Here is a 22,444-nt window from a genome sequence, read left to right as displayed (position 1 = left end):
GCCGGTCGCTGGCCCGGGCGCGCAGCGAAATCGACGCCGGCGCCGAGGAGGCCCGGCTGGCGGCGGCGCGGCGCGAGGCGCTCGAGGCGCTGCTGGAGCAGACCCGCGCCGATCTGGCCGCGCGCGATGCGGATCTGGACCGGGCCTCGGCCGCGCTCGCCGAGACGCGGGACAGGCTGTCCGAGGAAGAGGCCGCGCGCCTGGCCGATGCCGCCGCGGCCGAGGCATTGCGTCAGCGCCTGGCCGGGGCGCAGGACGAGATTTCCGCCATGTCGCTGGCGCTGGAGGCCCAGCGGAAGAAGGCGGAGGAGACGCTGACCCTGCTGGCGGCGGCGCAGGCGGCGCAGGACGGGCTGAATGACCGCCTCGCCGATGCGCTGGCCCGGGGGCAATCTCTGGAGACGCAGGTTTCCGAACAGGCGGCGGCGCTTGCCGAGGCCGGCGAGGAGGTCGCCGCAGGCGAGGCGGCGCTGGCTGCCGCGCAGGCCGACCTGGAGGCCGCGACGCAGGACGAGGCGGCGCTGCGCGACCGTCTGGCGGCGGCGCTGGCCGCGCAGGTGGCGGCCGAACGGCAGGGCGAGGCGGCTCTGAGCGAGGCGGAGCGTCAGGCGGCGCTGCTGAAGGCGGCGCGCGCGGCCCTGGCCGATGCCGAGACGGCGCGAGATCGGACCGCGGAGACCGCGGAGGATCGGGCCCGCGAGGTCGCGCTGCTGAATGCCCAGGCGGCCGAATTGCGCAGCCAGCTGGGCAGCCTGCGCGCGCTTCTGGGCGCGGCGGAGGATCGCGACGAGGCAACGCAGGTCGAGATCGAGGACCTGAACCGGCGGCTGAACACCGCGCTGGCCCGGGCCGCCAGCGAGGAACGCCGCCGCGCCGAACTGGAAGAGGCCGAACGCCGCCGTCTGGAAGAGGAGGCGCAGCGGCTGGAGCGGTATCAGTCGGAATTCTTCGGGCGGCTGCGCGACGCGATCGGCGACCAGCAAGGGGTCAGCATCGTCGGAGACCGTTTCGTCTTCGACAGCGAGGTGCTGTTCGATATCGGCCAGGCCGACCTGTCGGCCACCGGCCGCACCGAGATCGCCAAGGTCGCGCAGCTGCTGCAGGAGGTCGCGGCGGTGATCCCGCCGGGCATCGACTGGATCATCCGTGTCGACGGCCATACCGATGCCACGCCGATCCGCTCCAGCCGCTTCCGCGACAACTGGGAGCTCAGCCAGGCCCGCGCGCTGTCCGTGGTGCGTTTCATGATCGAGGAATACGGCTTTCCGCCCGAACGTCTGGCGGCCACGGGTTTCGGCGAATACCAGCCCGTCGACCCGGGCGACAGCGCCGAGGCGCGCGCCCGCAACCGGCGGATCGAGCTGAAGCTGACCGAACGCTGAGGGTCGTCCGGCGCGGGGCGGGCCGGTGCGGCGCGCCAGGACGGAGAGGGGCCTGCCCCGGTGACGGCGGCCTTGGTCGGCCCCCCGCCGCGTCTCCGGCGCAGGCATCCCGTGCCCGGGCAGGCCGGGGCCCGCACGCATGGCAGCCGCCGGACCGGACGGGCTCAGGGCGACGGCCGCGCGGGACCGGTGATCAGGCGCAGCTCCACCTCGCGGCTGTCATGGATACGTCCATCCCGCCGCCACTCGACGCGGCTGCGATAGAGGCCCGGCATCCAGCCCCCGGGCGGCGTGCGGCGGCCGAAGGCGCGGAACGCCTGGGCGTGGCCGCTTTCCAGCAGCACCGTCCGGTCGAAGATCCCGCCCGCGGGGCCGGTCATGACGAAGCGCAGCGCGTCGCCGGGAAGAAAGCCGTAGCCGAAGGCCCAGGCCACCAGCGCGGGATCCGTGACGTCGCCTGCGGGGCGGCCCGGCAGCCCCCGGCGGATCTCGGCATAATCGGGCACGCGGTCGGAGATGCCGCTGTCGAGGAACCCGCCGGGGCGATAGGCGGGCGGATCCGCCCAGAGCGAGGACCGGGTATCGCCGCATGCCGCCTCGGGGTCGCCCGCGAATGGGTCGACCGCCGTGCCGTCGCGGCTGAGGCTGAAATGCAGATGCGGAAACTCGGTCGCGCCGCTGCGGCCCATCCGGCCCAGCGGGGTGCCGGCCTCGACGACCTGGCCGGGCGCGACGGCGATGGAGCCCCGCTCCATGTGGCAGTACCGGGTTTGCCAGCCCCCGCCATGGTCGAGCACCACGCCGTTGCCGCATTCGCGCCGGGCCAGCTGCGCCGCCGCGGGGGCGCCGGGCGTGCCCATCAGCGCATCCGGCATCTCGTCGCGCAGGGCGGTGACCCTCCCCTCGGCGGCCGCGAGGATGGCGGGCGGATCGGCGGCAAGCGCCGCCTCCGTCGCGACGCGTATATCCGTGCCCGCGTGGCCGTCATAGCTCAGCGGGCCGCAGGCGACATCGCGGATGCCGGGGCCCGGATCGCGGTCGACGTAATTCTGAACATGGCAGTCTCTGCCCGGCTCGCAATCCACGGGCCATTCCAACTGAAACGCCCCCGCACCGGCAGGTGCGAGGGCGAGCATCAGGATCGCGACGAGGCGCAGCGGGTCACTCCGCGGTCAGAAGCGGCGGCTTGTTTCCCGAAAGGCGCGGGTTCTGCGGCGGAATGCTTTCCAGCTCGATCTTGTCGTCCTTGACGGCGACGCGGACGGTCCCGCCCTTCGCGAGCTTGCCGAAAAGCAGTTCCTCGGCCAGGGGCTTCTTGATGTGTTCCTGGATCACGCGGCCCAGCGGACGCGCGCCCATGCGGTCGTCATAGCCCTTGTCGGCCAGCCAGGCGGCGGCTTCGGGGGTCAGTTCGATCGACACGCCGCGATCCATCAGCTGGGCTTCCAGCTGCAGGACGAACTTGTCGACCACCTGCAGGATGACCTCGCGCGGCAGCGGCCCGAAGCTGATGACCGCATCCAGACGGTTGCGGAATTCGGGGGTGAAGGTCCGCTCGATCGCTGCGGTATCCTCGCCCTCGCGCCGGTCGCGGCCGAAGCCGATGGCCGACTTGGCCTGTTCCGCGGCTCCCGCATTCGAGGTCATGATCAGCACGACATTGCGGAAATCCACCTGGCGGCCGTTATGGTCGGTCAGCTTGCCGTGATCCATCACCTGCAGCAGGATGTTGTAGACATCCGGGTGCGCCTTCTCGATCTCGTCGAGCAGCAGCACGCAATGCGGATGCTGGTCCACGCCATCGGTCAGCATGCCGCCCTGGTCGAAGCCGACATAGCCCGGAGGGGCCCCGATCAGCCGCGAGACCGCATGTTTCTCCATGTATTCGGACATGTCGAAACGCAGCAGTTCCACGCCCAGGCTGTCAGCCAGCTGCTTGGCGACCTCGGTCTTGCCGACGCCGGTCGGCCCGGCGAAGAGGTAGTTGCCGATCGGCTTCTCGGGTTCGCGCAGCCCGGCGCGGGCCAGCTTGATCGCGGAGGACAGCGCCTCGATCGCGCGATCCTGTCCGAAGACCACGCGTTTCAGCGTGGATTCCAGGTCCTTGAGCACCTCGGCATCGTCCTTGGAGACGTTCTTCGGCGGGATGCGGGCGATCTTGGCGACGACGGCCTCGATCTCCTTGGCGCCGATCGTCTTGCGGCGGCGGCTCTCGGCGACCAGATGCTGCGCGGCGCCGGCCTCGTCGATCACGTCGATCGCCTTGTCGGGCAGCTTGCGGTCGTTGATGTAGCGCGCCGAGAGTTCCACCGCGGTGCGGATCGCGTCGGCGGTGTACTTGATGTCGTGATGTTCCTCGAAATAGGGTTTCAGGCCCTTGAGGATCTTCACGGCGTCATCCACCGAGGGTTCGTTGACGTCGATCTTCTGGAACCGGCGGGACAGCGCGCGGTCCTTCTCGAAATGCTGGCGGAATTCCTTGTAGGTGGTGGAGCCCATGCAGCGCAGCTTGCCGCCCTGCAAGGCGGGTTTCAGCAGGTTGGATGCATCCATCGCCCCGCCCGAGGTGGCCCCGGCGCCGATCACGGTGTGGATCTCGTCGATGAAGAGGATCGCATCGGGATGCGCCTCCAGCTCGGTGACGACGGCCTTGAGCCTTTCCTCGAAATCGCCGCGATAGCGGGTGCCGGCCAGCAGGGCGCCCATGTCCAGCGAATAGATCGTCGCCGAGGCGAGCACTTCGGGCGTCTCGCCATTGACGATCTTGCGCGCCAGTCCCTCGGCGATGGCGGTCTTGCCCACGCCGGGATCGCCCACCAGCAGCGGGTTGTTCTTGCGCCGGCGGCAGAGGACCTGGATGCAGCGCTCCACCTCGGAATCACGTCCGATCAGCGGATCGACATCGCCCTTGCGCGACTTGGCGTTGAGATCGACGCAATATTTTGCCAAGGCCGATTCCTTGTTTTCGGCGGTTTCCTGGGTCGTCTGGGCCTCTTCCTCGTAATCCGTCGCGCCCGAGACCGGGCGGGATTCGCCGAAGGACGGGTCCTTGGCGACGCCGTGGGCGATGAAATTCACCGCGTCATAGCGGGTCATGTCCTGATCCTGCAGGAAATAGGCGGCATTGGATTCGCGTTCCGCGAAGATTGCCACCAGGACGTTGGCGCCGGTGACTTCGGTGCGCCCCGAGGACTGCACGTGGATCGCGGCGCGCTGGATGACGCGCTGGAAGGCGGCGGTCGGCACGGCCTCCGAGCCCTCGACATCGGTTTCCAGCGTGGAAAGCTCCTCGTCGATGAACTCGATCAAGGTCTTGCGCAATGCCTCGAGATCCACTCCGCAGGCCTGCATGACCTTGGCCGCGTTCGGTTCGTCGATGAGCGCGAGAAGCAGGTGCTCCAGCGTGGCCAGTTCATGACGGCGGCTGTTGGCCTGGGCCAGAGCCGCGTGGATCGCCTGTTCGAGGGTAGTCGAGAATGAAGGCACGCTCCGTGCTCCTTGCAGTAAGGGTCGGACGGGACCGGAGAGCCCCATCCGAACGGTGACCTCGTATGTTTAAAGTTCGGTTTTCTTGGCCCGTCTTCAAGTAGCAATTTTGCCTATTCCCGGGCATCACTCTACGGCAGGCTTCACATCCTGTTTGACAGATTAAATAGGATGCGTTTGTAGATTTTCTAGTCAGAAGGAGTCCTTCCTGCGCCGGATTTCGCCGAAAACCTCGGCATCGGGCGTGCCCGTCAGGCCCAGCCGGTCCTTCAGCGCGGGCTGATCGGCCCGCAGGAAGGGGTTGGTCTCGAGTTCCAGCGACAGGCGCACGGGCACGGTCGCCTCGCCCGCCGCGCGGGCCGCGTCGATCGCGGCCGCACGCGCGGCCAGGGCGGCATTGTCCGGTTCGATGGTCAGCGCGAAGCGGGCATTCGACTGGCTGTATTCGTGACCGGAGCAGATCAGCGTGTCGCCGGGCAGGACGCGCAGCCGGCACAGGCTGTCCCACATCATCGCGGCATCGCCTTCGAAGAGCCGCCCGCAGCCCAGTCCCATGAGGCTGTCGCCGGTGAAGGCCATCTTCGCGGCGGGGATGTGGAAGGCCACATGGCCGACCGTGTGGCCCGACACCTCGATCACCTCCACGGGGGCCGCGGCGAAATCGAAGCTGTCGCCGGGCGCCACCGCCCGGTCCAGCCGCGGCAGGCGGTGGTCGTCGGCCCTGGCGCCGGTCACCCTCGCGCCGGTCTCGTTGCGCAGCGTGTCGACGCCCCCCACATGGTCATGATGATGGTGGGTGATCCAGATTTCATCGAGGCTCCAGCCATGTTCGGACAGCGCCGCGAGGACCGGCGCGGCCTCGGGGACGTCGATGACGGCGGTGCGCCCGGCCGCGGGGTCATGGATCAGATAGGCGTAATTGTCGCTGAGGCAGGGGACGGTGGCGAGGGTCAGGGGCATGGAAAGGCTCTCGAATGTCGCTATGGTAGCCAGAAGGTCACCGATCCGAGGACATGGCGCAATGCACCTTGATGTGCTCGACCTGAGGAATTTCTACTACCGGACGAGCCTGGGCCGCGCCGCCCAGAAGGCGATCCGTGGCCAGGTTCAGCGGATCTGGCCCGAGGCCAAGGGGCAGATGGTTGCGGGATTCGGCTTTGCCGTGCCGCTGCTGCGCCCCTATCTGGCCGAGGCGCGCCGTGTCGTCGGGCTGATGCCCTCCGCGCAGGGGGTGATGCCCTGGCCCGCGGGAATGGAGAATGTCTCGGTGCTGTGCGAGGAAACCGCCTGGCCGGTGGCCACGGGCGCGGTGGACAAGCTGATCGTGCTGCATGGTCTGGAGACGACCGAGACCCCGGGCGCGCTGCTGGAGGAGTGCCACCGCGTGCTGGGGCCGGGGGGGCGGGTGCTGTTCGTCGTGCCCAACCGGGCCGGGCTCTGGGCGCGTTCGGATCAGACGCCCTTCGGTTTCGGGCGCCCCTACAGCCTGGGCCAGCTTGAATCGCAGATCCGGCCGCTGGGCTTCGTGCCGGAATTCCATACGGTCACCCTGTTCCAGCCGCCGTCGCACCGCCGGTTCTGGCTGCGGACCGGGGCGATGTGGGACCAGGTCGGGCGCAGCCTCTCGGACCGCTATGCCGGGGGCGTGCTGATGCTGGAAGCCTCCAAGCGGGTCTTCGCTCCGCGCGGCACTCCCGAACGCGCCGAGCTGCGGCGGCCGCTGCAGATCCTCGACGCCCTGCCCAAGCCGGTGGCGACGCCGCTGCCGAACCGGCGCGGCTGATTCCCGGACCCGGGGGAACCTGCCCCCGGGGCAGGTTTCACGCATCAATCCGCGTTGTCATATCTGAACCGCCGGTACGGCAGGGAGCGCTAACACGGGGGCGTGATAGCTTAACCTTTTGGTTTCCTTTGTCTGTCCATAGGGTCGCACCTTTGGCTAAGTTACTGGCAATGCGTGGTTTCAATGAATCATGCCACATTTTTGATTGGTTGCTAGACGCTCCGCGCTTTGCTACTCACCCCCTAATTTTGGCGGCTGCGCTCCGGGGCGGCCTCAAACCGCCGCGCTTCCGAAACGGAACGCGCGGCCAGCACGCGGAAGGGTGGACGTGTCCGAACCAGCAGCGATTTCCTCCGGCATTGCCGAGCGCTATGCCACGGCCGTGTTCGACCTGGCCCGGGAAGCCGGCCAGATCCCGAACCTCGAATCCGACATCGAGGCGCTTGACGCCGCCCTCGCGGACAGCGCCGAGCTTTCGGCGGTGATCTCCTCGCCGGTCTATGGCCGGGCGGAGCAGGGCAACGCGATCACGGCCGTCGCCCGCCAGATGGGCCTGTCGCCGATGCTGGTGAACACGCTCGGGCTGATGGCGGCCAAGCGCCGGCTGTTCGTGTTGCCGCAACTGGTCCGCCAGCTGCAGGCGATGATCGCCGAAGAGAAGGGCGAGGTCACTGCCGAGGTGACCAGCGCCACCGAGCTGAATGCCGGGCAGATCGAGGCGCTGGCCTCGGCCATCAACGGGAAGATCGGCAAAACCGTCAAAGTGAACATGACCGTCGACCAGTCCCTGATCGGTGGTCTCATCGTCAAGGTGGGCTCGAAGATGATCGATACCTCGATCCGCTCGAAGCTCGCTCACCTCCAGAATGCAATGAAAGAGGTCGGATAATGGGAATCCAGGCAGCGGAAATTTCTGCGATCCTCAAGGAGCAGATCCAGAACTTCGGCCAGGAGGCCGAGGTCGCGGAGGTCGGTCGCGTGCTGTCCGTCGGTGACGGCATTGCCCGGGTCTACGGCCTCGACAACATCCAGGCCGGCGAGATGGTCGAGTTCCCCGGCGGGATCATGGGCATGGCGCTGAACCTCGAGGCCGACAATGTCGGCGTCGTGATCTTCGGCACCGACCAGGACATCAAGGAAGGCGACACCGTCAAGCGGACCCGCGAGATCGTGGACGTGCCCGCAGGCGAGGCGCTGCTGGGCCGCGTGGTCGACGCGCTCGGCAACCCGCTGGACGGCAAGGGCCCGATCGCGGCCGCCGAGAAGCGCGTCGCCGACGTCAAGGCGCCGGGCATCATCCCGCGCAAGTCGGTGCATGAACCGATGGCGACCGGCCTGAAGGCCGTCGACGCGATGATCCCGATCGGCCGCGGCCAGCGCGAGCTGATCATCGGCGACCGCCAGACCGGCAAGACCGCCGTGGCGCTCGACGCGATCCTGAACCAGAAATCCTATAACGACGCCGCCGGCGACGACGAGTCGAAGAAGCTGTATTGCGTCTATGTCGCCATCGGCCAGAAGCGCTCGACCGTGGCGCAGCTGGTGAAGAAGCTGGAGGAAACCGGCGCGATCGAATATTCGATCGTCGTGGCCGCCACCGCATCCGACCCCGCGCCGATGCAGTTCCTGGCCCCCTATGCGGCGACCGCCATGGCGGAGTATTTCCGCGACAACGGCCGGCACGCGCTGATCATCTACGACGACCTTTCCAAGCAGGCCGTCGCCTACCGCCAGATGTCGCTGCTGCTGCGCCGTCCGCCGGGCCGCGAAGCCTATCCGGGGGACGTGTTCTACCTGCACTCCCGCCTGCTGGAGCGTTCGGCGAAGCTGAACGAGGAATTCGGGGCGGGGTCGCTGACCGCGCTGCCGATCATCGAGACCCAGGGCGGCGACGTCTCGGCCTTCATTCCGACCAACGTGATCTCGATCACCGACGGCCAGATCTTCCTGGAAACCGAGCTGTTCTACCAGGGCATCCGCCCGGCCGTGAATACCGGCCTGTCGGTGTCGCGCGTGGGCTCCTCGGCCCAGACCAAGGCGATGTCCTCGGTCGCGGGTCCGGTGAAGCTGTCGCTGGCGCAATATCGCGAGATGGCGGCCTTCGCCCAGTTCGGGTCGGACCTGGACGCGGCCACGCAGCGCCTGCTGAACCGCGGCGCGCGCCTGACCGAGCTGATGAAGCAGCCGCAATACGCGCCGCTGACCAACGCGGAAATCGTCTGCGTGATCTTCGCAGGCACCAGCGGCTACCTGGACAAGGTGCCGGTTTCCGACGTGGGCCGCTACGAGGCCGGGCTGCTGTCCTTCCTGCGCAACCAGAAGGCGGACCTGCTGGCGGATATCACCAATAACGACCGCAAGGTGAAGGACGACCTGGCGGACAAGGTCAAGGCAGCTCTCGACGAATACGCTGCGACCTTCTCCTAAGGGCTGGATGGGACAGGACCTATGCCAAGCCTCAAGGATCTGAAGAACCGGATCTCCTCGGTCAAATCGACCCGGAAGATCACGAAGGCCATGCAGATGGTGGCCGCGGCGAAGCTTCGCCGCGCGCAGGAGAGTGCCGAAGCGGCCCGCCCCTACACGGAGCGGTTCAACGCGGTGCTCGGCCAGCTGGCAGCATCGGCGGGCGGCGCGGACAACGCGCCGCTCCTGCTCAAGGGCACCGGCAAGGATGACGTGCACATGCTCGTCGTCATGACCTCCGAACGCGGGCTCTGCGGCGGGTTCAACTCCTCGATCGTCAAGCTCGCGAAGACGCGGATCGAGGCGCTGAAGCGCGAAGGCAAGACGGTGAAGATCCTCACCGTCGGCAAGAAGGGCCGCGAACAGCTGCGCCGCGACTATGGCAGCCTGATGGTCGGTCATGTCGACATGTCCGCGGTGACGAAGCTCGGCTATGCCGATGCGGCCTCCGTCGCCAAGGACCTGCTCGGCCGTTTCGGCGCGGGCGAATTCGACGTGGCGACGATCTTCTACGCGCAGTTCCTCAGCGTGATCAGCCAGAAGCCCACCGCCCAGCAGGTGATCCCGGCCGCCATCGAGGCGGCTCCGGATACGTCGGCCTCGACGCTCTACGAGTACGAGCCCGGCGAAGAGGCCATCCTGGCCGAACTGCTGCCGCGCGGGGTCGCCACGCAGATCTTCGCGGCTCTGCTGGAGAACGCGGCCTCGGAACAGGGCGCGCGGATGTCGGCGATGGACAATGCCACCCGGAATGCGGGCGACATGATCGACAAGCTGTCGATCGAGTACAACCGCACCCGCCAGGCCGTCATCACCAGCGAGCTGATCGAAATCATTTCGGGCGCCGAGGCGCTCTGACCGAACGAACCGGAGACACACAACAATGGCAATCGGCAAAGTTACCCAGGTCATCGGCGCCGTGGTCGACGTTCAGTTCGACGATCACCTGCCGGCGATCCTGAACGCGATCACCACCGAGAACAACGGCAAGCGGCTGGTTCTCGAAGTCGCCCAGCATCTCGGCGAAGGCACCGTCCGCTGCATCGCGATGGACGCCACCGAAGGTCTGGTGCGCGGCCAGCAGGTCGAGGATACCGGCAAGCCGATCTCGGTTCCGGTCGGCACCGCCACGCTGGGCCGCATCCTGAACGTCATCGGCGAGCCGGTCGACGAGAAGGGCCCGGTCGAGACCGACGAGACCCGCCCGATCCACGCGACGGCCCCGGATTTCGCGGATCAGGCGACCGAGGCGGAGATCCTCGTCACCGGCATCAAGGTCATCGACCTTCTCGCCCCCTATTCCAAGGGCGGCAAGATCGGCCTGTTCGGCGGCGCCGGCGTGGGCAAGACGGTTCTGATCCAGGAGCTGATCAACAACATCGCCAAGGTGCATTCGGGCCTGTCGGTTTTCGCCGGCGTCGGAGAACGGACCCGCGAGGGCAACGACCTGTATCACGAGATGATCGAGTCGGGCGTCCTCACCCCGGACAACCTCCCGGAGTCCAAGATCGCCCTGGTCTATGGCCAGATGAACGAACCGCCCGGCGCCCGCGCCCGGGTCGCCCTGACCGGCCTGACCCTGGCCGAGCAGTTCCGTGACGCCACCGGCACGGATGTCCTGTTCTTCGTCGACAACATCTTCCGCTTCACCCAGGCGGGTTCCGAGATGTCGGCGCTTCTGGGCCGCATTCCGTCGGCCGTGGGCTACCAGCCGACGCTGGCCACCGACATGGGCGCGATGCAGGAACGCATCACCTCCACGAAGAACGGCTCGATCACCTCGATCCAGGCCGTCTACGTTCCGGCCGACGACCTCACCGACCCCGCGCCCGCCACGACCTTCGCCCACCTCGACGCAACCACAGTTCTGAACCGCGCGATCTCGGAACTGGGCATCTACCCGGCCGTCGACCCGCTCGACTCCACCTCGCGCCTGATGGACCCGCTGGTGATCGGCGAGGAGCACTACCAGGTCGCCCGTGACGTCCAGGGCATCCTGCAGCGCTACAAGTCGCTTCAGGACATCATCGCGATCCTCGGCATGGACGAGCTCAGCGAGGAGGACAAGCTGACCGTGGCCCGCGCGCGGAAGATCCAGCGTTTCCTGTCGCAGCCTTTCGACGTGGCGAAGGTCTTCACCGGCTCGGACGGCGTCCAGGTCCCGCTGGAAGACACGATCAAGTCGTTCAAGGCCGTCGTGGCCGGCGAATACGACCACCTGCCGGAGGCTGCCTTCTACATGGTCGGCGGCATCGACGAGGTGATCGCCAAGGCCGAGAAGATGGCCGCGGAAGCCGCGTAAGGATCGGATGAATGGCTGCTGAAACCTTCCAGTTCGACCTTGTCTCGCCGGAACGGAGCCTGGCTTCGTTCCAGGCGAGCGCGGTCCAGCTGCCGGGATCGGAAGGCGACCTGACCGCGATGGCCGGTCACTGGCCCATGATCACGACGCTGCGCCCGGGCATGGCCCGGGTGACGGTCGACGGGAACGTCCTGGAATTCGCCGTGGTCGGCGGATTCGCCGAGATCACCGCCGGCAACGTGACCGTCCTGGCGGAGCGCGCCTTCGAGAAGGGCGACGAGGCCCGCGCGGCGCTGGAGAAGATGCTGGCGGATGCCAGGACCGAGGCCGAGGCGGCGAAAGGTCCCGAAAGGGACATCGCCACCGAGCTGGTCTATGACTTCGTGCATCTCCTCGAGAACATGCAGTAACGAAAAAGCCCCGCTTCGGCGGGGCTTTCTTTCATCGCGGCGGGGCCGCGTTCATGAAACGGTGACGGTTCGCCCCTATCAGGTCGCCAAGGACTTTTCCGATAGCGACAGCTCCGGAACCCCTGCGGGTTCCGGAGCTTTTTCGTCCGGATGCCCGCCGGTCGCGGGCCCCGCCGGTTCAGTGCTGGCCGTAGAGGCCCTCGTAGATCGGACCCAGCGTCTTGGTGTCGATCAGCGACGAGATCGACGTGCCGTTCCAGGTGTTCAGGATGGCCTGGGCAAAGAGCGGGGCGGTGGGCACCACGCGGATATTGGGCGTGTTCAGCACGGCCTGGGTCGGCTCGATCGAGTCGGTGATGACCAGGCTCTTCAGCTTGGAATTGGTCACGCGCTCCACCGCGGGGCCCGATAGGACGCCGTGGGACGTATAGGCATGGACCTCGCGCGCCCCGGCCTCCAGCAGAACCTCGGCCGCCTTGCACAGCGTGCCGGCGGTGTCGCACATGTCGTCGACGATGATGCAGATCTGGTCCTGGACGTCGCCGATCACGGTCATCTCGGCGACTTCCCCGGCCTTCTCGCGCCGCTTGTCCACGATCGAGAGAGGCGCGCCGATGCGCGTGGCCAGTTCGCGCGCCCGCGCGACGCCGCCCACATCCGGCGACACGACGGTGATGTCCTCGAGCCCGTCGCGGAAGTTCTCCATGATGTCCAGCGCGAAGAGCGGCGCGGCATAGAGGTTGTCCACCGGGATGTCGAAGAACCCCTGGATCTGCGCGGCATGCAGGTCCATCGTCACGATCCGCGACACGCCCGCCTCGGTCAGCATGTTGGCGACCAGCTTGGCCGAGATCGGCGTGCGCGACTTGGTGCGGCGGTCCTGGCGGGCATAGCCGAAATAGGGGATCACGGCGGTGATGCGCGATGCGGAGGAACGGCGCAGCGCATCGGCGATGATCAGCAGTTCCATCAGGTTGTCATTGGCCGGGCGCGAGGTCGGCTGCAGGATATAGACATCCTCGCCGCGGACATTCTCGAACACCTCGACGAAGATCTCGCCGTCGTTGAACCGCTCGACGCGGGCATCGACCAGGTCGACATTCATGCCGCGATGCATGGACATGCGGCGCGCCACGGCATTGGCCAGCCGCTTGTTGGCGTTGCCTGCTATGATCTTCGGTTCGTTGCTGATCGGCATGGGAGGGTCCTTGGCAGTCGGGACGGTACGGATTCGGTCGCGCGTGGGTTACCACCGCGCCGGGCAAAGTCAAAGCGGGCAGGGGGGCCGGGACGGGATTGCAACACCCGGCATGGTCCGGACCCCGCGTCAGAAGAGCGCGAGGAAGGCATCGGTATCGGCGGGGCGGGCGGACCAGTCGCAGACCAGCCGCGCGGGCAGCATTTCGGCGGGATCTCCCTCCCGCAGGTCGCCGGAAAGGTGATAGGCCGCGCCCGCCGCCTTCAGCCGCTGATGGATCGCGCGGGGCCAGGCGGCGAAGAGGATATTGGCCTCGCGCGGGTGCAGCATCTCGACCTTGCCGGTGGCTGCCAGCCCGGCCTCCAGCCGCGCGGCCGCGGCATTTGCCGCCCCTGCCATCTGCAGCCACAGCCCGTCTTCCAGGGCCGCGCCGATCTGGGCGGCCAGGTAGCGATGCTTGGAGAAGAGATGCGCGCCGCGCTTGCGCCGGAAGGCGAGATCGCGGGCGAGGGCGGGATCGAAGATTACCGCCGCCTCCGCGCCCATGAGCCCGTTCTTTGTGCCGCCGAAGCTCAGCGCATCCACCCCCGCGCGCCAGCTGGCCTCGGCCGGGCTGCATCCCAGCGCCGCCACCGCATTGGCGAAGCGCGCCCCGTCCATGTGGACCCGGCGCCCATGGGCATGGGCGATGTCGCAGAGCGCCCGCAATTCGTCGAGCGAGTAGAGCGTCCCCTTCTCGGTCACCTGGGTCAGGCTGACCGGTCCCGGCTGCACCTGGTGGACGCCGCGGCCTGCCGCCTCGCGCAGGGCCGCCTCCAGCGTCTGCGGCGCGATCTTGCCGTCGGGCGCCTCCAGCAGGGTCAGCTTGGCGCCGCCGGAATAGAATTCCGGCGCGCCGCATTCATCCTCCTCGATATGAGCGGTCCGCGCGCAGAACACGGTTTCCCAGGGCGCGGTCATGGCGGCGAGGAGCAGCGCATTGGCCGCCGTGCCCGTGGCCACGAGGAAGACCTCTGCGGCCTGCGCCTCCAGGGTGGCGCGCAGCGCCTCGACGGCGCGGCCGGTGAAGGCATCGGCGCCGTAGCTGGGGGCATGGCCCTCATTGGCGCGCATCAGCGCGTCCATGACCCGCGGATGGACGGGCCCGGCATTGTCGGAGGCGAACTGCATCTCAGAGATCCTCGATGATGTGGTCTTCCCAGTCGTCCTCGTCGACCTCGTATTCGGGCACGGTCCAGCCCTGAACCGACATGCCCCTCTCATGGACGGTCTGGCGGGAGCCGGAGACGAGGTAGTGCCACTCGGGCAGGGGGCGGCCCAGATGCACCAGGCGATAGGCGCAGGTGGAGGGCAGCCAATAGGCCACGTCCTTCAGCTGGCCGGGGGTCAGCACCACGCATTCCGGCACGATCTGCTTGCGGATCTCGTATTTCGAGCACAGGCAGGTCTCGTCATCCAGCAGCCTGCAGGCGACGCGGGTGAAGGCCACCTCGCCGGTATCGGCATCCTCCAGCTTGTTCAGGCAGCACTTGCCGCAGCCGTCGCACAGCGCCTCCCATTCCTCGCGGGTCATCTTCGCGGGCGGAACGGTCTTCCAGAATTCAGGTCGCATCCCGTGTCTCCCGGTTGCGGAGGGTGAGTCAGAGCGCGGCAAGGATGCCGCGCGCGGCGTCGCTGTCGCGGTCCATCTGGGCGATCAGCGCCTCGAGCCCGTCGAATTTCTGCTCGCCGCGCAGCCATTCGACCAGCGCCACCGAGATGTGCCGCCCGTAGAGGTCGCCGTCGAAGCCGAAGATATGGGTTTCCAGGTTGGGGGCATTCTCGCCGAACATGGGCCGCACGCCAAGGCTGGCCACGCCATGATACCGGCCGGTGCCGGGACCCGAGATCACGTCGACCAGAACGGCATAGACCCCCAGCCGCGGCAGGTGCAGCCCGTCGAGCGACATGTTGGCCGTCGGATAGCCCAGCTCGCGGCCGCGCTTCTCGCCATGGATCACCGGCCCCTCGATCCGGTGCCAGTGGCCCAGCATGGCCCGCGCCGCCTTGGTCTGCCCTTCCGCCAGGGCGGCACGGATCGCGGTGGAGGACACGGCGCGGGTCTCGGCGGCCAGCAGCGGCGCGACGGTGGTGGCATAGCCATGGGCGCGCCCCAGCCGGTCCAGCATGGCGACATCGCCCTCGCGGCCGCGCCCGAAGCGGAAATCGGCGCCGACCACGACATGGCGCAGCCCCAGCCCGCCGGCCAGGACGTCGCGGGCGAATTCCTCGGCCGACAGCGCCGCCAGCGCCGGGGTGAAACCCAGCTGGTACAGCCGGTCCACCCCGATCTTGGCCAGGCGGCTGGCCTTGGCCTCGGCATTCATCAGCCGGAAGGGCGGGGCGTCGGGGGCGAAGACCTCGCGCGGATGCGGCTCGAACGTGACCACGCCCAGCGGCGCGCCGATGGCCCGCCCGGCCTGGCGCGCCAGGTCGATCACCTTCCGGTGGCCCAGATGGACGCCGTCGAAATTGCCGATCGCGGCACTGGCGCCGCGATCCCCGTCGCTCAGGTCTTGGAAAGTCTGCAGGATCCGCATGGCCGGTCGCTTACTCCCGGTGGAGGGCCGATTCAAGCGACAGGCCGCGTCGCCGCGCGTGCAGGCGGGCCTGTGGCAGGGAGGCGTCAGCCGCGGCTGGGCGCGATCACCGTCGCCTCGCCCGCGATCACCGTCTTTCCGGCGACTTCGGCGGTGCAGTCCAGGATCACGCGCTTTTTCTCCGCCTGGATCTCGCGCACGGTGACGGTGGCGGTGACCTCCTCCCCGATCTTCACCGGGGCCAGGAATTTCAGGGTCTGGCCCAGGTAGATGGTCCCGTGCCCGGGCAGGCGCTCGCCCAGAAGCGCCGAGAAGAGGATCGCCGAGAGCATGCCATGGGCGATGCGTTCGCCGAAGATCGACGCCTTGCCCGCCGCCTCGTCCAGGTGGATCGGGTTGCGGTCCTCGGAGACATCGGCGAATTTTTCCACCAGCTCCGGCGTGACGCGCTTGGTCAGGCTGCGGCTCATGCCGATGGTCAGGTCTTCGAGATGGACGGTGCCGGTGGTCATCGCGGCGTCTCCTTGGCTTGCTCGGCTACAGGGCTAGGCCAGCGCGGCGCGCGCTGCAACGGGGGCGATCAGCGCAGGCGGCCGATCGCGTGGCTGGGGGACAGCCCCTCGGCCTCGAGATAGGCCGCCAGCTTGCCCGGATCGGGATCCGTTTCGGTGCCCGTCTGGGCGGCCGCCAGTCCGCCGGTGACGAAAAGCGTGTCGTATTCCTCGGCGATGCCGCCCTTCACGTCGGTGGCCGGGCCGTCGCCGATCACCAGGACGCGCTCCTTCGGGATGTCGCCCAGGGCGACCAGCCGCCGCCGCGCCAGGTCGTAGATCGGCGGATGCGGCTTGCCGAAATAATAGGACTTGCCGCCGAGCGCGGTGTAGAGTTCCGCGATCGCCCCGGCGCAGTAGATCCGTTCCTCGCCGCGATCGACGACCACGTCGGGATTGGCGCAGAGAAGCGGCAGCCCCGCCTGCTTGGCCAGCATCAGCCGGCCCTTGTAATCCTCGGGCGTCTCGGCAGCGTCGTCGTCCAGGCCGGTGCAGACGATGCCCTCGGCCTCTTCCAGGGTCACGCGCTCGATGCGGGTTTCCGCGCGGATGTCGGGCTCCATCTCGGTGAAGAAGGGCAGGTCGCGCTCGGGGCCGATATGGTGGACCCTGGTGCCGAACTGTCCCGCCATCATCGCCGCCTGCGCCGCATCGCCCGAGGTGGCCACCTCGTCCCAGGCATCGCGCGGCACCCCCAGCTGGTCGAGCTGCAGGATGACCTGCGACTTCGGCCGCGGCGAATTGGTCAGCAACAGCACCTTGCCGCCCTTGGCACGGTAGTCCTGCAGCGCGGCGACCGCCTCGGGGAAGGCGGCGATGCCGTTGTGCAGGCAGCCCCAGAGGTCGCATAGCACGGCGTCGTACTGCGCGCCGATCTCGGCAAGGGCGGAAATGGTCCGGGTCATGCGGCTCTCCTGTGGGTTCGGTCCTGCCCGAGACCTAGCGCGGGGGCGGGGGCGCGGCCAGACATGGAAAGGGGCGCCCCCGGCGCCCCCCGTATCCTGCGATCGCTGCGGCTCAGAGCGCCAGAGCGGGGATGATCTGCTTCTTGCGCGACATGATGCCGGGCAGGACCACGGTGTCGCCCGCGACGGTGGCGCCGAAGCTTTTCTCGGCGAGGGTCTTCACCGTGTCGTTGGGCACCAGCAGCGTCGCCTCTTCCTTCAGGATGTCGATGACGAACAGAAGGACATGGTCGACCCCGTCCTCGGCCGCGACCTCGGTCATCGTGCGCATCAGCGATGCCTTGCGGCCCAGCGGGATGCCCGGCGAGGTGGTTTCCAGCACCGAGACGCGGAAGCTGGTGCCGCCGACCTCGTATTTCTTGGAATCCATGCGCAGCAGTTCCGCATCGGAGAAATGCGAGATGTCGGATTTCGCGGCGAACATCTCGGCGGCATAGTCGGGGATGGAGATGTTCAGCTCCGCCGCCAGCGACTGCGCCAGGTCCTTGTCGGTCTGGGTCGTGGTGGGGCTGCGGAATTCCATCGTGTCCGACAGGATGCAGCTGAGCATCGCGCCCTTGATCTGGTCGGGCATCTTCGCGGCATCCTCGCCCATCAGGTCATGCATGATGGTGGCGGTGCAGGCCAGCGGGCGGATGGTGATGTCGATCGGACCGCGGGTCTCGATCCCGCCGACCAGCTTGTGATGGTCGATGATCGCGCGGATATCGGCCCCGTTGATGCCCTCGGGCAGTTCGGCGGGGTTGTTGGTGTCCACGATCACGACTGGCTCCTTCTCGGAGACGCTCTCCAGCAGGGCGGGTTTCGCAAAGCCCCATTTTTCCAGCATGAAGGCGGCTTCGGTATTCGGTTCGCCCAGCAGGCGGGCCTCCGCCGGGGTTCCCGAGACCTCGGAGAGGTACCAGGCCCAGATCAGCGGCGAGCCGGTGGAATCGGTATCGGGGGCCAGATGGCCGAATACTTTGATGGTCATGGCGACCTCCCTGGACGCGGGTGAATTCAGCCCGCCCTGTATACCGGGCGGGGGCCGCCGTGAAGAGGGACGCCTCGCCGCAGCGCGGCACCGGGCTCAGTGCCAGCGGCAGTCCAGCCGGGCCAGGACGGCATCGCGCGGCAGCCCGGCGGAGGGTGGCAGGTCGAAGCCCAGCGTGATCCGCGTGCCGCCGCGTCCGGTCGCGACAGGCAGGTCCAGCCAGATCTCCTGGCGCGTTCTGCGCACCGGGCCGTCCCGGCCGTCGCGCCAGGCCAGCACCGCGCCGCAGGCGATGCGGGCGCCGCCCGCGGCCCTGTCGGCAAGCACGGTGATCTGCGCCTCGCAGGCGGGGCCGTCGCGCCGCCGGGCGCAGAAGACCGGGCCGGGCAGGGCCTCGATCGCCCCATGTCCGCCGTAGTGTCTGCCGGGGCGGGGCGGATCGCGTCCGCCGGGGGGCCATCCGCCCTGTCCGTGGCCGGGGCCCGGCCAGTCGCCGGGTTCCCGGGGCCGGTCCCGCGTCGCCTCTTCGGCGAAGGCGGCGTTCAGCCAGCCCTCGACCTGGATGCCGCCGCGCGGCACCAGCACCCGCAGCCAGCCGCGGCGGCGCTCCAGCACGGCCAGCCGGTCGCCCTTGTAGACGGTGGCGACGGTGGGATAGGTCGCGCCCGGCCCGCCGCGCAGGGCGATCTGCACCGGCCGCACGATCACCGCGCCTTCGGGCCCGTCCTGGGCGGGGGCGGGCAGTGGCAGCAGCAGCGCGAAGAAGAGCAGGAGCCGGCGGATCATTCCCGAGGGCTATGCCCGCGGGATTAAGAAACCGCTGACGGTCCCGGGCTCAGCCCATCCGCTCGGAGGCATAGCCCCCGGGGCTGGCGGGAAAGACCACCGTCTTGTTGCCGTTGGGAAAGACGCGGCGGTTGATATGGGCATGCACCGCGCGGGCCAGGACCTGGGCCTCCACGTCGCGCCCGAGGCTGACGTAATCCGCCGCCGACTGGGCGTGGCTGACCCGCACCGTGTCCTGTTCGATGATCGGGCCCTCGTCGAGATCGGCGGTGACGTAATGCGCCGTCGCGCCGATCAGCTTGACCCCGCGCTCGAAGGCCTGCTTGTAGGGATTGGCGCCCTTGAAGCTGGGCAGGAAGGAATGGTGGATGTTGATGATCCGCCCCGACATCTGCTGGCACATCTGGTCCGAGAGGATCTGCATGTAGCGCGCCAGGACCACCAGGTCGGTCTCGCTGCGCTCGATGATGCGCATGATCTGCGCCTCGGCCTCGGGCTTGTTCTCGCGCGTGACCTCGACATGGTGGAAGGGAATGTCGTGGTTCACCACCAGCTTCTGGTAGTCCATGTGATTCGAGATCACCCCGACGATGTTCACCGGCAGCGCGCCGATCCGCCAGCGGTAGAGCAGGTCGTTGAGGCAGTGGCCGAAACGGCTGACCATCACCAGCATGTTGGCCCGCTCGGCGCTGTCGAAGAAGCTGGCCTGCATGCCGAATTCGGCGGCGACCGGGGCGAAGGCCGCGCGCAGCGCGTCCAGCCCGGCCCCGGTTTCCGAGGCGAAGCTGACGCGCATGAAGAACCGGGCCGTTTCCGGGTCGTCGAACTGGGCGCTGTCGGTGATGTTGCAGCCCTGCGCGGCTAGGAAACCCGCGATGGCGGCGACGATGCCGCGGCGCGAGGGGCAGGTGACGGTAACGACGAATTCGGACATGGGCAGGCCTCCGGCGGGAACTGGCCCCGGTTACCCCGTTCCGGCGCAGGCTGCCATAGCCAATCCGGGCGCCCCTCATGTCGCGCAGCCCCCGCACTCCGCGCGGCGCCGATGCGGCGGTCCCGGCAGGGCAGGCAGGCGACGATCCGCCGGCCGCGGCGGCATCGGGTTGCGCGGATCCCGCCGGGTTCCCACCTGAGGCGGACGGTCTCCGGGGCGGCATGGCGGAAAACCCGAAAGGCGAAAATTTTGCCTGTTGCGGCCCTTGACACCCGGCATCCGGGATGACTACCTCGGCCGTGTTGGCACTCACTCCAAGCGAGTGCTAAGAGCGTCACAGAACTCTGAGACAGGAGAGTCAGAGATGGCATTCAAGCCGCTGCATGACCGTGTTCTCGTCAAGCGTGTCGAGAGCGAAGAGAAAACCAAAGGTGGCCTGATCATCCCCGACAGCGCGAAAGAGAAGCCCGCCGAGGGCCTGATCGTCGCCTGCGGCGAAGGCGCCCGCAAGGATTCCGGCGAGCTGATCGCGATGTCCGTGAAAGCCGGCGACAAGGTGCTGTTCGGCAAGTGGTCCGGCACCGAAGTCACGATCGAGGGCGAAGAGCTGCTGATCATGAAGGAAAGCGACATTCTCGGCATCACCGAAGCCGCCTGAGCGGCCTCTGCCTGAGACCTTTCCCCCGTACCGAAACATCCAAACGGAGTGACCTCCAATGGCTGCTAAAGACGTCAAGTTCAACACCGACGCGCGCAACCGCATGCTGAAGGGTGTCAACATCCTCGCCGACGCGGTGAAGGTGACCTTGGGCCCGAAAGGCCGCAACGTCGTTCTCGACAAATCCTTCGGCGCCCCGCGCATCACCAAGGACGGCGTGTCCGTGGCGAAGGAAATCGAACTGGAAGACAAGTTCGAGAACATGGGTGCCCAGATGGTCCGCGAAGTCGCTTCGCGCACCAATGACGAAGCAGGCGACGGCACCACCACCGCCACCGTGCTGGCCCAGGCCATCGTCAAGGAAGGCATGAAGTCGGTCGCAGCGGGCATGAACCCGATGGACCTCAAGCGCGGCATCGACCTGGCCACGCTGAAAGTCGTCGAGGCCATCAAGGCGGCCGCGCGCGACGTCACCGACAGCGACGAAGTCGCCCAGGTCGGCACCATCTCCGCGAATGGCGAGGCCGAGATCGGCCGTCAGATCGCCGACGCGATGCAGAAGGTCGGCAATGACGGCGTCATCACCGTCGAAGAGAACAAGGGCCTGATCACCGAGACCGACGTGGTCGAGGGCATGCAGTTCGATCGCGGCTACCTGTCGCCCTACTTCGTGACCAACGCGGACAAGATGATCGCGGAGCTCGAGGACTGCATCATCCTGCTGCACGAGAAGAAACTCTCGTCGCTGCAGCCGATGGTTCCGCTGCTCGAGTCGGTCATCCAGTCGGGCAAGCCGCTGCTGATCATCGCCGAGGACGTCGAGGGCGAAGCCCTGGCGACGCTGGTGGTCAACAAGCTGCGCGGCGGCCTGAAGATCGCGGCCGTCAAGGCACCGGGCTTCGGCGATCGCCGCAAGGCCATGCTGCAGGACATCGCGATCCTGACCGGCGGCCAGGTGATCTCGGAAGATCTCGGCATGAAGCTCGAGAATGTCACCATCGACATGCTCGGCTCGGCGAAGAAAGTCTCCATCACCAAGGACGAGACCACCATCGTCGACGGTGCAGGCGAGAAGGCCGAGATCGAGGCGCGCGTCGCCCAGATCCGCACGCAGATCGAGGAAACCACCTCGGACTACGACCGCGAGAAGCTGCAGGAACGTGTTGCCAAGCTGGCAGGCGGCGTTGCCGTGATCCGCGTCGGCGGCATGACCGAAGTCGAGGTGAAAGAGCGCAAGGACCGCGTCGATGACGCTCTGAACGCGACCCGCGCAGCCGTGCAGGAAGGCGTTGTCGTCGGCGGCGGCGTTGCCCTGGTCCAGGGTGGCAAGGCTCTCGAAGGCCTGACCGGCGCCAATGCCGACCAGAATGCCGGCATCGCCATCGTCAAGCGCGCGCTGGAAGCGCCGCTGCGCCAGATCGCCGAGAATGCCGGCGTCGACGGCGCCGTGGTTGCAGGCAAGGTCCGCGAATCCTCCGACCTGGCCTTCGGCTTCAACGCGCAGACCGAAGAGTACGGCGACATGTTCAAGTTCGGCGTCATCGACCCGGCGAAAGTCGTCCGCACCGCCCTGGAAGACGCAGCATCGGTCGCAGGCCTGCTGATCACCACCGAGGCAATGGTCGCCGACAAGCCCGCCAAGGAAGGCGCAGCCCCCGCAGGCGGCGGCATGCCCGACATGGGCGGCATGGGCGGCATGATGTAAGACCGGTTTCCCGAAGGAAACCGGCCGGAGACAGGGCGGTCGTCCCCCGGGACGCGCCGCCCAATCTTCGCCGCCAGATCTTGCGAAGGGCTGCCTCCGGGCAGCCCTTTTCGCATCCCGCGCCCCGCCGGGCATCACTATCGTGCAAGCGGAGGAATTCGCCGCTTGAAACTTGGAGTCGGGGCCATTTAGCTGTGGGCGACCCGGTAAGACGTTCCAGAACGGAGACCTCCATGACGCGATCCCGACCTGCTGCCGCTGCCCGA

21 protein-coding genes are annotated in these 22,444 nt (G+C 67.8%); 9 read left to right on the top strand and 12 right to left on the bottom strand.

The window, feature by feature from the left end; translation table 11 throughout:
• Positions 1-1,382 (top strand): peptidoglycan -binding protein (locus ICN82_RS04945; protein ID WP_193180301.1); only part of this gene is annotated, 1,382 nt, incomplete at its 5' end.
• 164 nt (positions 1,383-1,546) lie between these two features.
• Here the strand turns inward: ICN82_RS04945 and ICN82_RS04940 are convergent.
• From ICN82_RS04940 to gloB, 3 genes are all read right to left on the bottom strand, one after another.
• Positions 1,547-2,479 (bottom strand): M23 family metallopeptidase, encoded by a 933-nt coding sequence (locus ICN82_RS04940; RefSeq protein WP_193180299.1) that lies wholly within the window; start codon positions 2,477-2,479, stop codon positions 1,547-1,549.
• A gap of 64 nt (positions 2,480-2,543) precedes the next feature.
• Positions 2,544-4,868, bottom strand: a complete 2,325-nt coding sequence (gene clpA / locus ICN82_RS04935; protein ID WP_193180297.1) for an ATP-dependent Clp protease ATP-binding subunit ClpA — start codon at positions 4,866-4,868, stop codon at positions 2,544-2,546.
• A gap of 192 nt (positions 4,869-5,060) precedes the next feature.
• Positions 5,061-5,828, bottom strand: a complete 768-nt coding sequence (gene gloB / locus ICN82_RS04930; RefSeq protein ID WP_193180295.1) for a hydroxyacylglutathione hydrolase — start codon at positions 5,826-5,828, stop codon at positions 5,061-5,063.
• Between the two features lie 61 nt (positions 5,829-5,889).
• On the opposite strand from gloB, the gene ICN82_RS04925 reads away from it, so the two are divergent.
• The 6 genes from ICN82_RS04925 to atpC all read left to right on the top strand — a co-directional run bounded on the left by ICN82_RS04925 (position 5,890) and on the right by atpC (position 11,829).
• Positions 5,890-6,651, top strand: coding sequence for a class I SAM-dependent methyltransferase (locus ICN82_RS04925; protein WP_193180286.1), 762 nt, complete (start codon positions 5,890-5,892; stop codon positions 6,649-6,651).
• A gap of 328 nt (positions 6,652-6,979) precedes the next feature.
• Positions 6,980-7,540 (top strand): F0F1 ATP synthase subunit delta, encoded by a 561-nt coding sequence (locus ICN82_RS04920; RefSeq protein WP_193180284.1) that lies wholly within the window; start codon positions 6,980-6,982, stop codon positions 7,538-7,540.
• Positions 7,540-9,078 carry a F0F1 ATP synthase subunit alpha gene (gene atpA / locus ICN82_RS04915; RefSeq protein WP_193180282.1) on the top strand — a complete coding sequence of 513 codons (1,539 nt, stop codon included), beginning with the start codon at positions 7,540-7,542 and terminating at the stop codon, positions 9,076-9,078. The genes ICN82_RS04920 and atpA overlap by 1 nt, the downstream gene beginning before the upstream one ends.
• A 21-nt stretch (positions 9,079-9,099) precedes the next feature.
• Complete coding sequence (locus tag ICN82_RS04910) at positions 9,100-9,975, top strand: F0F1 ATP synthase subunit gamma (protein WP_193180280.1); 876 nt, start codon at positions 9,100-9,102, stop codon at positions 9,973-9,975.
• A 25-nt stretch (positions 9,976-10,000) separates the two neighbouring features.
• Entirely contained in the window at positions 10,001-11,419 is a 1,419-nt protein-coding gene (atpD, locus tag ICN82_RS04905; RefSeq protein WP_193180278.1) for a F0F1 ATP synthase subunit beta, read from the top strand.
• Between the two features lie 11 nt (positions 11,420-11,430).
• Positions 11,431-11,829, top strand: coding sequence for an ATP synthase F1 subunit epsilon (gene atpC / locus ICN82_RS04900; RefSeq protein ID WP_193180275.1), 399 nt, complete (start codon positions 11,431-11,433; stop codon positions 11,827-11,829).
• 178 nt (positions 11,830-12,007) lie between these two features.
• Here the strand turns inward: atpC and ICN82_RS04895 are convergent, their stop codons facing one another.
• The 9 genes from ICN82_RS04895 to purU form a co-directional block, all read right to left on the bottom strand.
• Complete coding sequence (locus ICN82_RS04895; RefSeq protein ID WP_193180273.1) at positions 12,008-13,027, bottom strand: ribose-phosphate pyrophosphokinase; 1,020 nt, start codon at positions 13,025-13,027, stop codon at positions 12,008-12,010.
• A 129-nt stretch (positions 13,028-13,156) separates the two neighbouring features.
• Positions 13,157-14,197 (bottom strand): threonine aldolase family protein, encoded by a 1,041-nt coding sequence (locus ICN82_RS04890; RefSeq protein ID WP_193180271.1) that lies wholly within the window; start codon positions 14,195-14,197, stop codon positions 13,157-13,159.
• A gap of 1 nt (position 14,198) precedes the next feature.
• Positions 14,199-14,639 carry a YcgN family cysteine cluster protein gene (locus ICN82_RS04885; RefSeq protein ID WP_193180269.1) on the bottom strand — a complete coding sequence of 147 codons (441 nt, stop codon included), beginning with the start codon at positions 14,637-14,639 and terminating at the stop codon, positions 14,199-14,201.
• A 28-nt stretch (positions 14,640-14,667) separates the two neighbouring features.
• The gene (locus ICN82_RS04880) at positions 14,668-15,606 is read right to left on the bottom strand and encodes a bifunctional riboflavin kinase/FAD synthetase (protein ID WP_193180267.1); all 939 of its coding nucleotides are present in this window, start codon (positions 15,604-15,606) and stop codon (positions 14,668-14,670) included.
• Between the two features lie 86 nt (positions 15,607-15,692).
• Positions 15,693-16,118 carry a MaoC family dehydratase gene (locus ICN82_RS04875; protein ID WP_193180265.1) on the bottom strand — a complete coding sequence of 142 codons (426 nt, stop codon included), beginning with the start codon at positions 16,116-16,118 and terminating at the stop codon, positions 15,693-15,695.
• A 68-nt stretch (positions 16,119-16,186) separates the two neighbouring features.
• Positions 16,187-17,062, bottom strand: coding sequence for a TIGR01459 family HAD-type hydrolase (locus ICN82_RS04870; RefSeq protein WP_193180263.1), 876 nt, complete (start codon positions 17,060-17,062; stop codon positions 16,187-16,189).
• A gap of 112 nt (positions 17,063-17,174) precedes the next feature.
• A complete protein-coding gene (locus ICN82_RS04865; protein ID WP_193180261.1) occupies positions 17,175-18,095 on the bottom strand; it encodes a manganese-dependent inorganic pyrophosphatase in 921 nt (306 codons plus the stop codon).
• A gap of 96 nt (positions 18,096-18,191) precedes the next feature.
• Complete coding sequence (locus ICN82_RS04860; RefSeq protein WP_193180259.1) at positions 18,192-18,881, bottom strand: SH3 domain-containing protein; 690 nt, start codon at positions 18,879-18,881, stop codon at positions 18,192-18,194.
• A 49-nt stretch (positions 18,882-18,930) separates the two neighbouring features.
• Positions 18,931-19,815 carry a formyltetrahydrofolate deformylase gene (purU, locus tag ICN82_RS04855; protein ID WP_193180257.1) on the bottom strand — a complete coding sequence of 295 codons (885 nt, stop codon included), beginning with the start codon at positions 19,813-19,815 and terminating at the stop codon, positions 18,931-18,933.
• 364 nt (positions 19,816-20,179) lie between these two features.
• Between purU and ICN82_RS04850 the strand changes: the two genes are divergently transcribed.
• Both ICN82_RS04850 and groL read left to right on the top strand, forming a co-directional pair.
• The gene (locus tag ICN82_RS04850; protein ID WP_193180255.1) at positions 20,180-20,473 is read left to right on the top strand and encodes a co-chaperone GroES; all 294 of its coding nucleotides are present in this window, start codon (positions 20,180-20,182) and stop codon (positions 20,471-20,473) included.
• A gap of 58 nt (positions 20,474-20,531) precedes the next feature.
• Positions 20,532-22,178 (top strand): chaperonin GroEL, encoded by a 1,647-nt coding sequence (gene groL / locus ICN82_RS04845; RefSeq protein WP_193180254.1) that lies wholly within the window; start codon positions 20,532-20,534, stop codon positions 22,176-22,178.
• Positions 22,179-22,444 lie beyond the last annotated feature (266 nt).

The organism is Mangrovicoccus algicola (assembly GCF_014903745.1).
Lineage (GTDB): Bacteria > Pseudomonadota > Alphaproteobacteria > Rhodobacterales > Rhodobacteraceae > Mangrovicoccus > Mangrovicoccus algicola.
This window is presented reverse-complemented; position numbering and strand designations above follow the sequence as displayed.